This window comes from Treponema sp. TIM-1 (assembly GCF_046533115.1).
Lineage (GTDB): Bacteria > Spirochaetota > Spirochaetia > Treponematales > Breznakiellaceae > JAIRMO01.
Map to the genome: position 1 here is coordinate 1 of NZ_JAJQRC010000041.1, position 16,871 is coordinate 16,871.

Below are 16,871 nucleotides of genomic sequence, written 5' to 3' on the forward strand. Positions count from 1 at the left end.
GTATGTTGTTCTCATAAGGTATTTGACTCAGGGTACATACCCTTGGTTCCGCCCCAAGGGGCCGGGGTATGTACCCTTCGCAACGAATCAACCGTACCCCATTTCGGCCAGGGCTTTTTCAGCTTCCCCTATTTCGTCGTACACCATGGCGGTATCCCCGTAGATGATGGAATTCTCGTGGCCCTTCCCCAGAAGCAGCAGGAGGTCCCCGGGCCGGGCCAGGGACAGGGCCTTTCTGATGGCGGCCGGCCGGTCGGGGATAAGAAACAGATCCTCCCCCGGTCTCCGCCCGGGGCAGCCGGCGGCGATTTCTTCCAGGATGGCCCGGGGGATTTCGCCCCGGGGGTCCTCATCGGTAAGGATCAGGAGATCCGACCATTGGGAAGCGATACGGCCCTGGAGGGGCCTTTTTTGGGTGTCCCGTTCCCCGGCGGAGCCGAAAAGGCTGATGATCCGTCCCCCGGACCGGTCCATCCGTTCCCGGAGGGGGGGGAAGATGGTCTCAAAGGAGGAGGGCGTATGGGCATAATCCACCAGGACCTCGAAGGGCTGGCCCCGGTTCACGGCGGTCATCCGTCCCCGGACAGGCTTAAGCCGGGGAACCAGGGGGATAAGGTCCCGGACAGGAACGGCAAGCAGTCCTGATACGGTGAGCAGCGCCCCCAGGACGTTTCCCGCGTTAAAAGCCCCGGGAAGCCGGTCCTGGATAAGGACCGGTTCCCCATTTTCCGCGGCCCGGACTTCGTAACAATTCCCCAACGCTTCGCTTTTAAGGGAGACGATGCCCAGATCCGCCCGGGCGCCCCGGACGCTGAAGGTAAAGGTCCGGCGCCGGGTAGCGGCGGCAAAATAGGTATGACTGGGATCATCGGCGTTAACCACCCCAAAGGCGGGGACCGTTGTTTTAGGCCCCTCCCCGGACCGGCCCAGGGCTTTGACATGGTCAAACCGGTCCAGGGCCCGGAATAAATTGGCCTTATCCTCCCGGTAGTGCTCCCAGGTACCGTGAAATTCCAGGTGTTCGTGGGTCACATTGGTCATAACCCCCGCGTCAAAGGCAACCTCCCCCAAACGGTTGGTCCGGGGGGACAGGCCGTGGGAACTGGCCTCCAAAACCGCGTATTCCACCCCGTGATCCAGCATTTCCCGTAAAAAACACTGGATCGCCGGGGCTTCCGGGGTGGTCTGATGCTCGGGATTTTTGACTTCCCCCTCCCCGGTATCGTACTGAACCGTGGAAATAAACCCCGCCCGTTTCCCCGCGAGCCCGAGGAGTTGATAGATAAGGTAGACCGTGGTACTTTTCCCTTCGGTCCCGGTTACCCCGGTAACAACCAGATGTTCCGAGGGAGAGCCATAAAAGGCGTCCGCCATGGCGGCCATGGCAAACCGGGAATCCCGTACCCGAATATACACCACGCCCTCCCGGTAGTCTCCGGGCTCATCCTGATGGATAATGGCCGCGGCCCCCTGTTGTATGGCGCCGGGTATAAAGGCATGGCCGTCTACGTGAAGCCCCGGAAGGGCAAAGTAGAGGTTTCCCGGCTTGATCCGCCGGGAATCATAGTCCATCCCCGTGATCAGGGGGTCAAGTTCCCGGTGAATTCCCCGGACATACCCGATTTTTTGGGCAACCGGGGGGGTAAGAAATTCCGACAAACAACGGGGCATGGCTTAATTCTAACCGGGCGGTCCCGGATGGGCAAGATGCGGTTTAGAAGCTGCCTTTGTATCCCTCAATAAAAATATTGAATTCTTGTTCAATTTTTAACTGTTTAAAGAGCATATACCACACTTCTTTTCCCGGGTCGGCCTTGAAAAGCCTATCCTCCGGGGTTCGGGGTATTTCCGGCAAGGTATCCGTATATTCCGGACATATTAACGGAAATAACGGCGGCGGTAGTTTTTTGAGGTCCGAATTTTCATTCGGTATGGCGGCTGCGTCCCCGGCAACTGGCGGGGTGAATTGCCGGCTTATTTGGGTGATTTTTTTTGACAGGGAGAGGATCTCCTGGGAGCTGCGTTGGATATGATCCAGGGATCCTTTAACCGCGTCTATCAGGGTGGAAATATCCTGTAGTTCTTTTTCCCCTGAAAATTCGCAGGATTTTTTCATCCGTTCATGGTCCGCCAAAATGAGTTTTTCTTCTTTTTTAGTGATAATAACCATCCCCCCAAAAAGGAGCAGCCCGCATACCACCGGAATCAGCGCCACCAGCATAAGGGTATTTCCCCCAAAAAAGGCGCTTGTTTTGGAAACCCAGGTTACTATTCCGGGCAAGTTCAGCAATATAAGGACCACCGGTAGTAGTACGATAAGGAATATCAAAACGGCAAAAACCGCAAAAGGCATCCGCCCCTTCATAATCACACCTCCCCCGAGGTAATCGAACCGCCCAGAGGTTGAGGAAATTTTGAAAATGGTTCTCTTTTTTCAAGGTACTATCGGAGCCGGCGGGTATCAATATCTTCCGGCCCCTTATGGAAACATAGTGCCGGTATTTATAAGAAACCGCCCCTTAACCCCTTAAAACTGGGTTTTTCTCCGTTCCGCCATGCCGGTAAGATGCTGAAAGCTAAGTTCCTCGCCGTTGTCCAGCACGACTTTTCCCGAAAAAAACCCACAGACCTGCCGCCGCTTGAGGGAATGGAGCAGGACCCGGTTGTGTTCAAACCGTTCCTGATTGGGGACAAAGGTCATCTCCAGCCGGTTATCATTACTGGTAAAACGCCAGGGTTCAAGCCAGTTGTTGGGGGAAATATGAAAGGTTACCTGATCGAGTTTATGCAGCCTGCCGTCCACAAAAAAGGCGTTTTCCGTACCAAAGCCCGAATCAACGGAACCGTAGCCCACATTAAAACCGACCAGCCGTTCCCCGCTTAAACCGCAGGCCGCCGCCCAAAACCGGACATCGGAACGGGGACGTACCCCCCGGTTCCAGTCGAAGATACCCCAGGCGCTGCCCCGGGAAAAGACTATTTCCGTACCGCTTAACTGCATGACCCCTTCGGCGGTATACCAGGGGGAACGCCGGGAATACCGGAAGGCGTTCTTTTCCCGCCGCCAGGGCATGTGGGTCACAATGGATTGGTATGAGGGATCCGCGGATAATACCACCACCCCCCAGAGGTGGCGGTGATGGCCAAACTTCGGAATATCCAGTTTGATAATCCGGGCACCCCCCTCCATGACCGCAAAATTGATCTCCCCCTTTTTTTGCTGTATCCGAATCGAGCCTTTTTCGCTGTCCTTGGGGAGTTCGAAAGCGCCCAGCGAAAAGGGAATAACATAGGATTGGGTGGAGCGCCGCTTGTCTTTAAGAAACACCACGGAAATGCCGATGTACCCTAAAATTCCACTGTCCAGGATCTCCAGGATCATTAAATGGGTAGGGGAGAAAATGATATACCGGTCGGATTCGGTAATCCGGTGCCGGGGGCCGCCGCATAAAAGAGGGTCATAGCTCAAAAGAGGAGTTCGGGCCCAACCGAAATGGGCGGGCCGTCGGTTTTCATCCACCGTAGGCAGGAACGTATCTAATTCATGCTGCGCCATGGAGTTTTTTCCTTTTGGATATGACATTTTCTCATAAACGTACTATACTATAGGAGTTTCCTGTCGGGCAATGGTCAGGATTGAAAGGAGTTTTTTGTGGAGCATGCCTTGTCCCGGAAAGGGGAGCCTTATCGGGGAATGCGGGTCCTGGTGATGGGCCTTGGCCTTCATGGCGGGGGGATGGAATCCGCCCGTTACCTCATAAGCCGGGGTGCGGAGGTGACGGTTACGGATCTTCGGGATGCAGAGGTCCTGGCCCCGTCCCTGGAAAAATTGGGCGATGCCGGAACCATCCGGTATGTTCTGGGGCGCCACCGGATAGAGGATTTTGAACAGGCGGATATGGTGATAAAAAACCCCGGGGTACCCCCGGATTCCCCCTTTTTGCGGGCCGCCCGGCGGATAGAAACGGATATTTCCCTTTTTTTAACCGATGCTCCCGCCCGGCTTACGGCGGTAACCGGTTCCAAGGGTAAATCCAGTACCGCCTCCGCCATCCACTGGGTATTACAGGAAGGCCGGAACCGGGGCCTGCTTCCGGGCAAGGCCTATTTGGGGGGTAATATTACCCGTTCTCCCCTGACGTTTCTGGACTCCCTGGACCGGGAGGATGACGTGGTCCTGGAACTTTCAAGCTGGCAGCTTGGGGACCTCCGGGGCCGGACCTATTCGGGGAACCGGGCCCTCCTGAAACCCCGGTGCGCCGTGATTACCTCCATCATGGCGGATCATTTGAACCGTTACGGGACCATGGAAAACTATGTGGCGGACAAACGGATCATATACCAGGGCCAGGACCGTCATGACGCCACCATTGCCGCCGGAGACGGGTGGGGACGGAGCTTTCTCCGGGAAACCCCGGGCCGGCCCCTGGTATACGGGGAAAACCCCCTCCCCGCCGGCATGTCCGGGGGCTGGATCTCCGGGCCCGAGGGCGCCGGTTATGCCCTGCTTTCCTCCGGGGACCGGGCCGAAGTGGTTCCCCCCCGGATCCTCCTGCCGGGGCGCCACCAGAAAAAGAACCTCCTGGCCGCGGCATTGGCCCTCCTGGACCTGGGGCTTCCCCCGGAGCTTATCCGGGATGCCCTGGGAACCTTTCCGGGTATTGAACACCGGCTGGAATTCTTCTACGAACGGGGAGGGATCCGGTTTTATAATGATACCGCCGCTACCATTCCGGAGGCCGCCGCCGCCGCGGTGGCGGCCTTTGAGCCGGGGCCGGTGCTGGTAACCGGGGGCACGGACAAAAATCTGGACTTTGCCCCCCTGGTCCGGGCGGCGGTCAGGGCCAAAGCCCTGGTGCTTTTGGCGGGAAGCGGCAGCGATAAACTCGGTCCCCTCCTCAGCCGGGAGGGTATTCCTTACCGGGGCCCCTTTGATTCGGTGGACGCGGCGGTCAAGGCCGCCCTGGAAGCCGCCTCCGCCGGGGACACGGTGGTCCTTTCCCCGGGGTGCGCCTCCTTTGGGATGTTTAAAAACGAATTTGACCGGGGGCAGCAGTGGAAAGCAGCGGTTTGCCGGCTGGGTTGAAAGGACTTTGAAAAGGAACGGCAGCAACCATGGATCTTGAATTATTGTGGGACCGGGCCCGGATTTTTCGGCAAATCCGGGCTTTTTTCGATAAGCGGCGCTATCTCGAGGTGGATACCCCCCTGCTGGCCCCGGATCTTATCCCCGAGACCTGTCTTGAAGTTTTTGAAACCTCCTACCTTGCCCCCCGGGGGAGCAAAAGCCGGAAAGATCAGCCCTATTGGCTCGTCCCTTCGCCGGAAATATGGATGAAGAAGCTCATCGCGGATCACCGGGTAAGTCTCTACCAGATAGGTAAATGTTTCCGCAACGGGGAATCCCTGGGCCGGTTCCATAGCCCGGAATTCACCATGCTGGAATACTATACCATGGACGCGGATTATGAGGATTCCCTGGGGATAACCGAGGCGCTTTTCGAGACCCTCCTGGAGGATCCGGAGCGTTTCCCCGGAAAATTGCCGAATCCGAATCCGGACCCGGACCCGTTCCGGGAGCTTCGCCCCCCCTTTACCCGGATCACCGTGGAAGAGGCCTTTGTCCGCTGGGCGGGTTTTGATCTTTACGACGCCGTCCGCAGGGGGACCCTGGAAAAGGAAGCCCGGAAACTCGGCCTTGACCCTCCTCCGGGCCTGGAGGAGGGGGCGCTGTATGATCTGATTTTTATTCACCGGGTGGAACCGGCTTTACCCCGGGAACGGCCGGTGGTCCTTATGGATTATCCCGGCTTTGTTCCCTGTCTGGCGAAAAAAAAGCCCGGCGGAACAGCCGTGGAGCGGTGGGAACTCTATGTCCGGGGGATAGAGCTGGCCAACTGTTATTCCGAAGAAGGGGAAAGCGGGGAGGTCCGCCGTTATTTTGAGCGGGAAGGGGAGATAAAAAACCGGACTGCCCTGGTACCCCATCGACTGGATGGGGAATACTGGAAGACCTTTCTTCCCCGGGGGAAAGCCGGAGAGCCCTTTCCCCGCTGTTCCGGGGTTGCCATGGGATTGGATCGGCTCATCATGGCCCTGATCGGAAAATCGACCATCAACGGGGTACTGCCCTTTCCTATGGAATAGAACCGCCTCGCCGGCGGGCCGGTCAATCTATCACCACGGATTTCCCCGAGCGGTCGAAATTCACCAGGAAATGGGGGAGAAAATCCATGCCGGTACGTATCGCCGCCTCGCCGGCCAGCCGGTAATTGACCTGTTTCAGCGCGATGATTTGATCCAACAGTTCCCGCCGCATATTGATAAAATTCATCACCAGCGAAAGCTCTGTTTCCGCGGAACTCCGGGCGGGGATGAGGAGCATATCCGTTTTTTCCCCGTCCGCCCAAAAACGCTCCGCCCCGTAGAGTTCATAGGACAACGAGGAAAGCTCCACCGGGAAAAAATTGGGGTTGTCCACCCGGAGGCTTACCTTAAAACGGGTGTTGATCAGCTCCGCCTTCATGATGACAATGGCGGTAATAGTAAAGTCCGGGTTCCGGATCCGGGGGAAGGCGGCTCCGGCGGCGACCGGAATTTCGGCGCTCTCCCGGGTATCAAAGATAAATCCCAGGTTAAAGTCCAGGTCCGCCTGGTATTCATCAAAATCCTCATATTCCAGGGGCAAGGTACCCAGATCCACCGCCAATCCCAGGGGAATTTGTAGGGAAGTCCCGGCATCCACCCGGAGGATATCCCCCGCAAAGCCGAGACGGGCGCCTTCACCGGGATTGAGGCCGTTGATCGCGGCCTTCCAGTCCCGGATCTCCAAAGCGGCCGCGGAGGGGCGGGGATTTTGTACATCCAGCAGAAAAAAAAGGGTGACGTGATCTATATCGCCCACCTCTATACGGTCAAAGGAGGCCGTCGCAACAGGTTGTTCCCGGATCGGTAGGTCGGGAACCGGAACCACTTGCCGGCTTACGACCAAAGCGGTCTTGGCCGCACAGGACAGGCAAAGACCCATTAAAATCGGCCCCAGCAGGGGGGCAAAAAATCGTTTTAGGTTGATCATAGCTTCTTATACTATCGACAAATCCCTAGCCATTGCTTTAGCCCTTAGGGGCTATCACCCGAGGCGGGGAATTTTTTGTTCTCCCTATTTTTCTTTTAAAACCCTTGACATTTCATAGTAATTCGATATAATTTATAAAATATTTGTCGGATTCAAAATCAGGGCCCGGTGGGACCATAGTATTTTGAAATAACCCCTATTTCTTGCGCAAGGATCTATTATGGTTGCCATGTCGGAATCGGTTAGTGAAATTAGCCCGGAAGGGGCCTTTGTGCGGCAGGCCAACAGGTTCGTAACCCCCTTTGGCTCAAGTCCCGGTGAATTGCCGGTGGAGCCCGGAAAGTACCGGCTTATTGTCTCGGCGGTTTGTCCCTGGGCGCATCGCCAGCTTATCGTCCTGGGGCTGCTGGGACTGGCGGATCCGGTGTCCGGAACCGGAGTTATCAGTATAGGAAAGGTACGTCCGGTCCGTACCCCGAAGGGCTGGGAATTTTCCCTGGATCCCGGCGGCGTTGATCCGGTGCTGAAGATACGGTACCTTCCCGAGGCCTATGAAAAGGCGGACCCCGCCTATACCGGGCGGGCAACGGTACCGGCGGTGGTGGATATCGGCAGCGGCAAGGTGGTGAACAACGATTACCACCGGCTCAGCAATTACTGGGAGACCCTATGGGCGCCCTATCACCGGCCGGGGGCGCCGGATCTGTATCCTGAGGATCTGCGCCGGGAAATTGACGAACTAAACGAACTCCTCTTTCATGAGGTGAATAACGCGGTGTACAAGGCCGGTTTCGCCGAATCCCAGAAGGAATATGAAAAAAATTACGATCTTCTGTTTAATCGTCTTGACGCCCTGGAAGAACGGCTGGGAAAAGGGCGTTACCTGTTTGGAGACCGGTTAACCGATTCGGATGTACGGCTCTATGTTACCCTGGCCCGGTTTGATACGGCCTATAACCTGGTTTTCCGCTGTAACCGGAACCGGCTTATCGACTTTCCCAATCTGTGGAATTACGCCAAGGACCTCTACCGCATCCCCGCCTTCGGGGATACCACTGATTTTAATGCCATTAAGCGGGGTTACCACCTGGGTACCCACGGCCATAATCCCTATCAGATCCTTTCCCTGGGACCGGATATCTCGATCTGGAATGAAAAACATGACCGGGACCGTTTTGTCCGGGCAGTTTCCTAAGGAGTGCGCGTCATGGCCTACGAGACCGCCTTTCCCGACGAACCGCCAATTCCGGGGAGCTATAAACGAAAACCCAATTACTTTACCACCCCCTTCGGGTTTGCACCGGGGGAACTGCCGGTGGAAAAAGGGCGTTACCGGCTTATCTGGTCCAAGGCATGCCCCTGGGCAACCAGACAGACGATAGTCCGTTCCCTGCTGGGCCTGGAGGACGCCATAAGCGTGGGCACCGTAGATCCGGTGCGGCCTCCCCATTACCGGGACGAGCGGGGGGAACGTACCGACTGGGCCTTTTCCCTGGACCCCGGCGGCGTTGATCCGGTGCTGAAGATAAAAACCTTGAGTGAAATATATCTGGCGACGGACAGCGAATACGAAGGCCGTTTTACCGTTCCCGCGGTGATCGATATAAAGACGCGAAAAGTGGTGAACACCGATTACTTCAACATGAGCTACTACTGGGAAACGGTGTGGAAGGATTTTCACCGCCCGGATGCCCCCGACCTGTTCCCCCAGGATTTACGGGAAGAGATTATCGCCCTTAACGAAGGGATCTATTACGACGTGAATAACGGCGTGTACAAAGCCGGTTTTGCCGAAACCCAGGAAGCCTACGCCGATGCCTGCGAAAAAGTGTTTGCCCGGCTTGACGAGCTTGAAAAGCGGCTGACCAAGAGCCGCTACCTCTTTGGGGATCAACTGACCGATTCCGATATCCGCCTCTATGTGACCCTGGCCCGGTTTGATGCCGCCTATTACAACGGTTTCAGGGTGAACAAGCGGCGGATCCGGGATTATCCGGCCCTCTGGGCCTATGCCCGATCCCTTTACCGTATCCCGGCCTTTCGGGAGAACACGGATTTTGATCATATCAAGATCCACTATCACCTGTGCTGCGACCCGGGGAACCCCTTGCGGCTGCTTCCCAAGGGCCCGGATAATTCCGACTGGTTACCGGAACGGAGCGCCTGATATGAACAACATGAAACTCTTTGACTTTTCCCTGGTGTTTACCCAGATCCCCCGGATCCTTACCTACCTTCCCATCACCATGGAAATTGCCCTTATCTCCTTTGCCGGTTCGCTGATTATCGGCTTTCTCGTGGCCCTGATAAAAATAAAAAAGGTCAAAATCTTAAGCCCCCTGGCGGGCTTTTATGTTTCCTTTACCCGGGGAACTCCGGTGCTGGTTCAGCTTTATCTGACCTATTACGGCATACCCATGGCGCTGATGGCAATTAACCGTTATTACGGAACCCAATTCAACACCAACGGTATCGCCCCGATTGTTTTTGCCCTGACCGCCCTTTCCCTCAACGAAGCGGCCTATTCTTCGGAAAGCATCCGGGCCGCCCTGGAAGCGGTGGACAAAGGCCAGATGGAAGCGGCCCTTTCCATCGGCATGACGACTCCCCAGGCATTGTGGCGGATCATCCTTCCCGAGGCCCTGGTGGTTGCCCTTCCCTCATTGGGAAATTCCTTTATCGGCCTTATCAAGGGAACCTCCCTGGTGTTTGTTACCGCGGTGGTGGAGATGACCGCGGCGGGTAGACTCCTGGCCTCCAAAAATTTCCGCTTTTTCGAGATGTATATCACCCTGGCCCTTGTGTACTGGCTGATTACCGCGATTATCGCGTTTTTCCTGCGCTGGGGAGAGAAAAAACTCCGCTGCAACGAACGGCTGGCGCCGGAAGAAAAACGCCGTCAGGAAATTGCCGTAGAGGGCCGCCATGCTTAGTTCCGGTACCCTGCGGATAGAAAACCTTAAAAAAAGTTTCCACAAAAACCAGGTGCTTAAGGGGATAAACCTTACCGTACGGCCCGGAGAATCGGTGGGCGTGATAGGGCCCTCGGGTTCGGGAAAATCCACCCTCCTGCGCTGTATCAACCTGCTGGAAAAGCCCGATGAAGGCCGGCTCTCGTACAACGGGCTGTCCTTGGATATGGCCGGGGTCAGGAAAAAAGATATGCTGGCCATCCGCCGTTATACGGCCATGGTTTTCCAGCAGTTCAATCTTTTTAAATACAAAACCGCTTTGGAAAACGTGATGGAAGGACTGGTGGTGGTTCAAAGGATGAACAAGACCGACGCGAAGGAGCGGGCCCAGGCATGCCTTAACAAGGTGGGCCTTTCGGATCGCATGGATTACTATCCTTCCCAGCTTTCCGGCGGCCAGCAGCAGCGGGTTGCCATTGCCCGATCCATCGCCTTAAAACCGGGGATCATTCTCTTTGACGAGCCTACCAGCGCCCTGGACCCGGAGATGACCGGCGAAGTGCTCCAGGTGATTAAGGAGATAGCGGGGGAAGGCCATACCCTCATCATCGTTTCCCATGAAATGGCCTTTATCGCCGATATCGCAAACCAGGTGATCTTTCTTGAGGGCGGAAAAATCCTTGAGGAAGGAACGCCGAAGGATATCTTTGTCCATCCGAAGGAAGAACGGACAAAACAGTTTATTTCCAAGATCACCGCTTTTGGTGATTTTTCAATTTGAGGCATCGTTCGTCAGAAAACGATCCAAATATACCAATTCCATTAGGAGGAATTATGATGAAGAAAATGTTTGTGGTATTCTTTGCGCTGCTTATCGCCGCCGGCCTGTTTGCGGGAGGGCGGAAAGAAGCGGCCGGCGCCAAGCCCCCGATTCGGGTCGGTACCGCCGGTATGCCGGCGCCCTACGGCTGGACGAATGAGGACGGGACCCTGGACGGCTATGATCAGGCGGTGATTCACGCGGTGGCGGAACTACTGCCCCAGTATGACTTCTCCATTGAGGTAACCGAATTTCCCAGCATCTTTGTGGGCCTTGATTCGGGGCGTTACCACATCGGGGTAAACAACATTTCCTGGCGGCAGGAACGGGCGGAAAAGTACCTGTTCCCGGAACATCATTATATCTATAATGACACCGGCTTTATCGTACAGAAGGGCAGAACCGACATCAAAACCTTTGAAGACCTGGCCGGAAAAACCACCGTGGTAGAACCCGACGGCGCCTTTCCCCAGCTTTTCACCGAGGAATTTAACGCGGCCCACCCGTCAAATCCCATCAAGGTTACCTGGGTCCAGCAGGACTCGCTTAAAACCTACCTGGATATTTCCCAGGGGAATCTTGATTTTGTCTTTACCGAACTTGCCTCGGTGAATTTGCGGGAAAATGAATTTAATATAGATGTTGATTTTATTTCCCTCCCCAAAGCCGAGCAGGAAAAGCTGCAGAATCCCAAATCCTATTTTGTTTTTGCCCGTACCCCGGAGGGTGAAAAACTCAAAACCGAAGTGGATGGGGCCTTCCAAAAACTTATCGACAACGGAAAACTAAAGGAACTTTCGATAAAGTACTTCGGATCCGATATCAGCCAATAACCGCTGCGCGGTTAGTACCGGATTCCCAAAAAAGCGCCCGGGGGCAGGCTCCCGGGCGCTTTTTTTAATGGAAGTAATTACCTTTAGCGGCAATTGGACTTGAACCAATGACCGAACGGATATGAGCCGTTTGCTCTACCAACTGAGCTATGCCGCCATTCCGGGGATAACCTTAGCAAAAAAACCGGAATATGTCAACGGTTCGCGTATCCCGGCCCTTTACCCGGGGGAAAAAAAGCAGTATGTTATTAATAATAGTAGACATTCCCTTTTGAGTATGGCATACTATCTGTATATCGATGAATAAAAGACCTGTCATCGGCGCGATTATAAAATCTTCCCGTTTTGGTTTGCGGGTCGGAATACCGGATGTCCGTGAAATTAAGGTTGAACTTGTCAGAAAATCCATACATTTTCTCATAGCCCTCTGCCCGGTTATGGCGGCGGTAGACCGGACCGTTACCGTGGGGCTCCTCATGATAGGGACCCTGGGCTATGCCGTGATGGAGACCCTCAGGCTCCGGGGCATTGCGGTGCCGGTGATTTCTTTTCTCACCAATATGGCATCCCGGCCACGGGATATGGATCGGTTCGTCCTGGGGCCGGTAACCCTGGGCTTAGGCGCCCTGGTGTCCCTGCTCTTATACCCCGCCCCGGCGGCGTCCATCGCCATTTACGCCCTGGCTTTTGGGGATGGTTTTGCCAGCCTTATCGGGAAATTATTCGGCCGGCGGCATCCGGCTTTTCTCGGCGACAAAAGTTTGGAGGGCTCCCTGGCCTGTTTTATGGCGATATTTATCTCCGCTTACGGGGTTTTCCCCAATTACCGGGTTGCTTTTTGGGCGGCCCTTACCGGTACCCTGGTGGAAGCCCTTCCCCTGGGGGATTATGACAATATCGCCCTGCCGGTTACCGTCGGCTTTATCGTACAAATAACCGCCCACCACGCCCTATAACCAGAGATATACCCGATGCAGCTGGGTACAGATAAACCAGGTTCCCGCGCCAAGGCTTACCAGACCCGGCAGCGGGGTTACCCAGGTATCGGCGTTGAGCAGGATATTTCTCCCTAAAAACACCAAAAAAGACCCGATACCAATAAAAACATACTCCCGGTTCCCCCGGGAATAGGCGGAAACAAAGAAACTGATCATGGTTATCAGCACAAGCGTTATCTCCGCCAGCCGCAGCAGCCCCCGGTAACCGACTATCGGCATCAGGCTGCTGTCCCAGGAAAGCCCGTCAATGGGGACATTGAGGGCGATCATCAGGGCAACGACGGCGATGATAAAAACCACATACCCCTGCTTTTGTACATCCCAGCCCGCCGCGTATACGCTGGCGGCAAAAAGGGCAAAAACGCCAAAATACCGGCCGAATAAAAGCACCCGGGAGGCCATAACCAGGTACACGCTGGGGAGTTCATACACTTCTTTTAACGGCGCCATGATACGGAGCCCTTCAAAGGCAAAGGAAAGGACGAAAAAAGCAAAAAAAAGTATCTCCGGGGCCGGGGTTTTTTCAAAAAAATAATAGATGAGGATTAAGCTGATAAGGGAATAGAGTATCGCCCCGATCATGGCGATAAAAGGCGCGTAGGGAACCGGATTTAGCAGAGGAACCATAAACACCTGGAGGATTCCGGCGGATCGTTGTACCGCCGCGGTAGTCAAGTCAGGGTAAACCGGCAGGATGACAAAGGAGCCCACGATTATGACGATTAAGGAAATCACCGAGATAAAAATTCCCGTCTTAAAAAAATAATTGCGCCTGGACAAAGTCATAGCATAAAGATAGCCGATTTGGCCAATTCTCTCAAGCCGGTTTTCTTTTCGCCGATATTTTATAGTAAGGAGAACCCTATGTTTAAAAGAAAATTATCCTATTTAACCATAGCCGCCCTGGTTCTATGCGCTTCCTACCTTGGCGCAGGGGATATTGCTTCTTTTGTGGATCTGGGTTTTTCCCTGGACGGACGGACCTATATGTTTGCCCAATACGGGGTACAGTCGGAAACCTTAAAGCCCTGGGCCGATTTATTTGTGGTGGATGTGGCCCGGAATGATTTTGTCTCCGGGGGCAGGGTCTCCTATACCCATACCGCCCCGGTAATACCGGGACAGGACGGAGCCGGCGCGCTTTACCGGCTTATTACCCAAAATACGGCATTGGCGGAACAATACGGGATAAACTTCCTGCTTCAGGGGCCTCCCCTCTATATATCCCTGGAAAACAACTTCGACTCCCCGGTAACGGCCATAGAATTCCGGAACTTTGAACAAAACATTTCCTACCACGCCACCCTAATCCCCCATACCGGGGAAGGGGGAAGCTCCTTTTATATCGACCTGGAACGTACCGCCCCGGACGGGTCAAAAAAAACCTATGTGGTGGGGAATGCCCAGATAAAACGGACCTCGGTCAGTTCCTACGGTATAAAAAAGGTTATATGCTCCCCCCAAGACGGTTTTATGATATTTGTGATTGAAATGAAAAGACCGAACAAAAGTTCCTTTGATGTCCGCTATATGGTTGAAACCCTGCGGCTCTAACCGGTAAAAGCCCTCCATACCTGGGTAACGACCCGGCCGTCCTCCTGCAAATACCGCAGATAAAGCCGGGACTGGGGCTGTAAACGCCGCCACAGCCCTTCCTGCTGAACATCCATGGCCATGGCAATCCACGCCTCCCGGGGAAGATTTTCCCGCATCTGGGCAAAAAGATAGGTTCCCCGGGGGAGTTGAAACCAATCCGCCCCGACCGGAACCTGGGGCGCCGCGGCGCCTTTACAGATCAGGGGGCCCAGATAGGGCTCCTCGGGCTCAAAACAACGGTATTGGGCCCGGTTAAGCTCGAAGCAGAAAAGAACCTCCCCGTCCAATGGGTTATAGTCAAAGGGATCCAGTTCCGCCTTGGCCGTATAAAACAGGGGGTTCCGCAGATCCAGGGTAAGGACGGAAAAAAGAGCCATAAATTGAAACCGGCTCAAAGGCTATGATTTTAACCGGTAGGAAACAAAGGCAATGGTTTTATTATCCGGGGACCAGGAGTTTACGTTGATGGTTCCCTGGCCGCCGAATAACTCCGCGATAACCTTAAAATCTCCCCCGGAGGCGGACATAAGCCGCAGTTGGACGTTTTTGTTGGGGGGATGTTGATCCGGTTCCACATCACCCTTTTTATAACTTATGTAGACCACCCGCTCGCCATTGGGCGAAACATGGCCGAACCAGTTATTGGCTTGGTCAAAGGTCATCTGGGTGGGGTTACTGCCGTCCGCCCCCATACGCCAAAGCTGCATGAGCTCTGAACGGGTGGAATTAAACCAGAGGTATCTACCCTCCGGGGAATATTCGGGGCCGTCGTCCAGACCCGGAACATCGGTAAGCTGGGTTTCCCTGCCGCCGGTAACGGGAATGGTGTACACATCGTATTGACCGTTCCGCTCGGCGCAATAGGCCAGGGTTTTACCGTCCGGGGACCAGCCGTGGAGGTAACTGGGCGCCATGGGGGTGATCAGTACCGGATTCCCGCCGGTTATGGGCAAAATGTATATCCGGGATTGCCCATCCTCATAGGTATGGTGGCTTACCGCGATGGACTGACCGTCCGGGGAAAGGACGTGATCGTTGTTACAATCCACCGCGAAGCCGGTATTAATTTCGTCTATGCCGCCGGAGCTCAGATCATATCGGTATAACCGGCCGTTCCGGTTATAAATAAGGAACTTCCCGTCCCCGGTCCAGTTGGGGGCTTCGATCACATCCTCAAATTCCCCCAGGGCCTTACGTTCCCCGGTATCCACATTCAAGGTTTCCAGGATACTGGTAGTACCCCGGTCCTGCCGTTCTATCGGTGTTTTTCGCGTATTCATAGGTTTTACTCCTTTATACGGCCTCGGCAAAGGCGGCAATCTCCTTAAGGAAATCGGGAATTTTTATCTGCTGGGGGCAATGGGTCATACACAGGCCGCAGCCGACACAGTTATGGGCCTTTTCCTGCTCCAAAAGGGATCGGTAGTTATTGGTGAAGGCCCCCTTGTTTTTGTCGATCTGATACAGGTTGTAATGGCTGAAAATCCGGGGAATGGCGACCCCCTGGGGACAGTCGGTACAGTAACGGCAGCCGGTGCAGGGAATAGTCCCGGAGGCTCTATAAATCGCGACCGCTTCGTTTATCAGTTGGTATTCTTCTTCACTCAGGGGTTTAAAATCCGACAGGGTATGGACATTATCCTCCACCTGTTCCAGGGTACTCATCCCGCTTAATACGGTCATCACCTTGGGCAGGGACGCGGCAAACCGGATCGCCCAGGAACTGATACTCGCCTGGGAATCCGCCTTTTTGAACAGACCCGCCGCCTTATCGTTCAGCGTTGCCAGAGTACCCCCCCGCACCGGTTCCATGACAATCACCGGGATATGGTTTTCCGTAAGACATTCGTAGAGCCGCTTTGCGTTAAGCACCTCCCAGTCAAGGTAGTTAAGCTGGATCTGGGCAAAGTCCCAGGTATAGGATTGTACGATTTCCTCAAGGAGTTCAGGGTTGTCGTGAAAGGAAAAACCCAGCCGGCGGATCTTTCCCTCCTCCTGCTTCTTCTTTAAAAATTCATACATCTGATACTTCCGGCAGTTTTCTAAATGTTCCTTGTCCAAAGAATGGATCAGATAAAAATCAAAATAATCCACCCGGCACTTTTCAAGCTGCTGGGAAAAGAGCTTTTCCATATCTTCCCGGGGGGATGCAAAGGTTTCCCAGGTGGGCATCTTGGAGGCCAGAAAATAACTATCCCGGGGGTATTTTGACAGCGCCTCGCCGACAAAAACTTCGCTCATCTTTTCATGGTAGGGCCAGGCGGTATCGAAATAATTTACCCCCCCTGCAAAGGCCCGGTCTATCATTTTTTTTGCCAGGGGATAGTCAATTTTACTGTACTCGTTATTTATCAGGGGAAAGCGCATACACCCAAACCCCAGCAGCGAAACATCCACCCCCAACGAATCAATGTGTCTTTTTACCATCGTACCTCTCCTTCTTATTTTATGCTCTATTTTTATCACAAATTATATAGAAAAACTAGGGGAGGGGGAGAGGAAGAAATGGAAAATGGTAAATGGAAAAGGGGAGGGGAGCCGGCGGGGTGTTAAAAACCCGGGGGAACCGAGGCTTTTGCCTGGATCCACCCGGGTCATGGTGGGTTACGCAAGCCCTGTCCGGCCCGGGTTTACCGG

At 54.5% G+C, this 16,871-nt stretch carries 17 protein-coding genes and 1 tRNA gene; 9 read left to right on the forward strand and 9 right to left on the reverse strand.

What is annotated here, in order from left to right:
- Positions 1 to 87: 87 nt before the first annotated feature.
- The 3 genes from LQZ21_RS12305 to LQZ21_RS12315 form a co-directional block, all read right to left on the reverse strand.
- Positions 88 to 1,671: a UDP-N-acetylmuramoyl-L-alanyl-D-glutamate--2,6-diaminopimelate ligase gene (locus LQZ21_RS12305; RefSeq protein WP_411044801.1), complete on the reverse strand. Its 1,584-nt coding sequence runs from the start codon at positions 1,669 to 1,671 to the stop codon at positions 88 to 90.
- Between the two features lie 43 nt (positions 1,672 to 1,714).
- Positions 1,715 to 2,365, reverse strand: coding sequence for a hypothetical protein (locus LQZ21_RS12310; protein ID WP_411044803.1), 651 nt, complete (start codon positions 2,363 to 2,365; stop codon positions 1,715 to 1,717).
- Positions 2,366 to 2,527: 162 nt separating this feature from the next.
- Positions 2,528 to 3,556 (reverse strand): DUF2804 domain-containing protein, encoded by a 1,029-nt coding sequence (locus LQZ21_RS12315; RefSeq protein WP_411044805.1) that lies wholly within the window; start codon positions 3,554 to 3,556, stop codon positions 2,528 to 2,530.
- A 138-nt stretch (positions 3,557 to 3,694) separates the two neighbouring features.
- Here LQZ21_RS12315 and murD point away from each other — a divergent pair, with 138 nt between their 5' ends.
- The gene (gene murD, locus LQZ21_RS12320) at positions 3,695 to 5,086 is read left to right on the forward strand and encodes a UDP-N-acetylmuramoyl-L-alanine--D-glutamate ligase (RefSeq protein ID WP_411044835.1); all 1,392 of its coding nucleotides are present in this window, start codon (positions 3,695 to 3,697) and stop codon (positions 5,084 to 5,086) included.
- 29 nt (positions 5,087 to 5,115) lie between these two features.
- Positions 5,116 to 6,147: an amino acid--tRNA ligase-related protein gene (locus tag LQZ21_RS12325; protein WP_411044807.1), complete on the forward strand. Its 1,032-nt coding sequence runs from the start codon at positions 5,116 to 5,118 to the stop codon at positions 6,145 to 6,147.
- 22 nt (positions 6,148 to 6,169) lie between these two features.
- Here the strand turns inward: LQZ21_RS12325 and LQZ21_RS12330 are convergent, their stop codons facing one another.
- Positions 6,170 to 7,075, reverse strand: coding sequence for an LEA/WHy family protein (locus tag LQZ21_RS12330; protein WP_411044808.1), 906 nt, complete (start codon positions 7,073 to 7,075; stop codon positions 6,170 to 6,172).
- 229 nt (positions 7,076 to 7,304) lie between these two features.
- On the opposite strand from LQZ21_RS12330, the gene LQZ21_RS12335 reads away from it, so the two are divergent.
- The 5 genes from LQZ21_RS12335 to LQZ21_RS12355 are packed head-to-tail and all read left to right on the forward strand — an operon-like array spanning position 7,305 to position 11,640.
- Positions 7,305 to 8,270 carry a glutathione S-transferase family protein gene (locus tag LQZ21_RS12335; RefSeq protein WP_411044809.1) on the forward strand — a complete coding sequence of 322 codons (966 nt, stop codon included), beginning with the start codon at positions 7,305 to 7,307 and terminating at the stop codon, positions 8,268 to 8,270.
- Positions 8,271 to 8,282: 12 nt separating this feature from the next.
- Entirely contained in the window at positions 8,283 to 9,242 is a 960-nt protein-coding gene (locus LQZ21_RS12340) for a glutathione S-transferase C-terminal domain-containing protein (RefSeq protein ID WP_411044811.1), read from the forward strand.
- A 1-nt stretch (position 9,243) separates the two neighbouring features.
- Positions 9,244 to 10,008 (forward strand): amino acid ABC transporter permease, encoded by a 765-nt coding sequence (locus tag LQZ21_RS12345; protein WP_411044813.1) that lies wholly within the window; start codon positions 9,244 to 9,246, stop codon positions 10,006 to 10,008.
- Complete coding sequence (locus LQZ21_RS12350) at positions 10,001 to 10,768, forward strand: amino acid ABC transporter ATP-binding protein (RefSeq protein ID WP_411044815.1); 768 nt, start codon at positions 10,001 to 10,003, stop codon at positions 10,766 to 10,768. The genes LQZ21_RS12345 and LQZ21_RS12350 overlap by 8 nt, the downstream gene beginning before the upstream one ends.
- Positions 10,769 to 10,821: 53 nt before the next feature.
- Complete coding sequence (locus LQZ21_RS12355; RefSeq protein WP_411044817.1) at positions 10,822 to 11,640, forward strand: transporter substrate-binding domain-containing protein; 819 nt, start codon at positions 10,822 to 10,824, stop codon at positions 11,638 to 11,640.
- Positions 11,641 to 11,724: 84 nt separating this feature from the next.
- Here LQZ21_RS12355 and LQZ21_RS12360 read toward each other — a convergent pair.
- A tRNA-Met gene (locus LQZ21_RS12360) sits at positions 11,725 to 11,797 on the reverse strand.
- Positions 11,798 to 11,939: 142 nt separating this feature from the next.
- On the opposite strand from LQZ21_RS12360, the gene LQZ21_RS12365 reads away from it, so the two are divergent.
- Positions 11,940 to 12,596 carry a diacylglycerol/polyprenol kinase family protein gene (locus LQZ21_RS12365; RefSeq protein WP_411044819.1) on the forward strand — a complete coding sequence of 219 codons (657 nt, stop codon included), beginning with the start codon at positions 11,940 to 11,942 and terminating at the stop codon, positions 12,594 to 12,596.
- Here LQZ21_RS12365 and LQZ21_RS12370 read toward each other — a convergent pair.
- Positions 12,591 to 13,424, reverse strand: coding sequence for a hypothetical protein (locus LQZ21_RS12370; RefSeq protein WP_411044821.1), 834 nt, complete (start codon positions 13,422 to 13,424; stop codon positions 12,591 to 12,593). The two genes, LQZ21_RS12365 and LQZ21_RS12370, sit on opposite strands and share 6 nt — an antisense overlap.
- Positions 13,425 to 13,502: 78 nt before the next feature.
- On the opposite strand from LQZ21_RS12370, the gene LQZ21_RS12375 reads away from it, so the two are divergent.
- Entirely contained in the window at positions 13,503 to 14,192 is a 690-nt protein-coding gene (locus tag LQZ21_RS12375) for a DUF2259 domain-containing protein (RefSeq protein ID WP_411044823.1), read from the forward strand.
- Here LQZ21_RS12375 and LQZ21_RS12380 read toward each other — a convergent pair.
- From LQZ21_RS12380 to LQZ21_RS12390, 3 genes are read right to left on the reverse strand one after another with little or no spacing between them, the layout of a single operon-like run.
- Positions 14,189 to 14,611 (reverse strand): hypothetical protein, encoded by a 423-nt coding sequence (locus tag LQZ21_RS12380; protein WP_411044825.1) that lies wholly within the window; start codon positions 14,609 to 14,611, stop codon positions 14,189 to 14,191. The genes LQZ21_RS12375 and LQZ21_RS12380 overlap by 4 nt on opposite strands.
- A gap of 21 nt (positions 14,612 to 14,632) precedes the next feature.
- On the reverse strand, positions 14,633 to 15,514 hold the full coding sequence (locus tag LQZ21_RS12385; RefSeq protein WP_411044826.1) for a TolB family protein: 882 nt from the start codon (positions 15,512 to 15,514) through the stop codon (positions 14,633 to 14,635).
- Positions 15,515 to 15,527: 13 nt separating this feature from the next.
- On the reverse strand, positions 15,528 to 16,661 hold the full coding sequence (locus LQZ21_RS12390) for an aldo/keto reductase (RefSeq protein WP_411044827.1): 1,134 nt from the start codon (positions 16,659 to 16,661) through the stop codon (positions 15,528 to 15,530).
- Between the last annotated feature and the right edge of the window lie 210 nt (positions 16,662 to 16,871).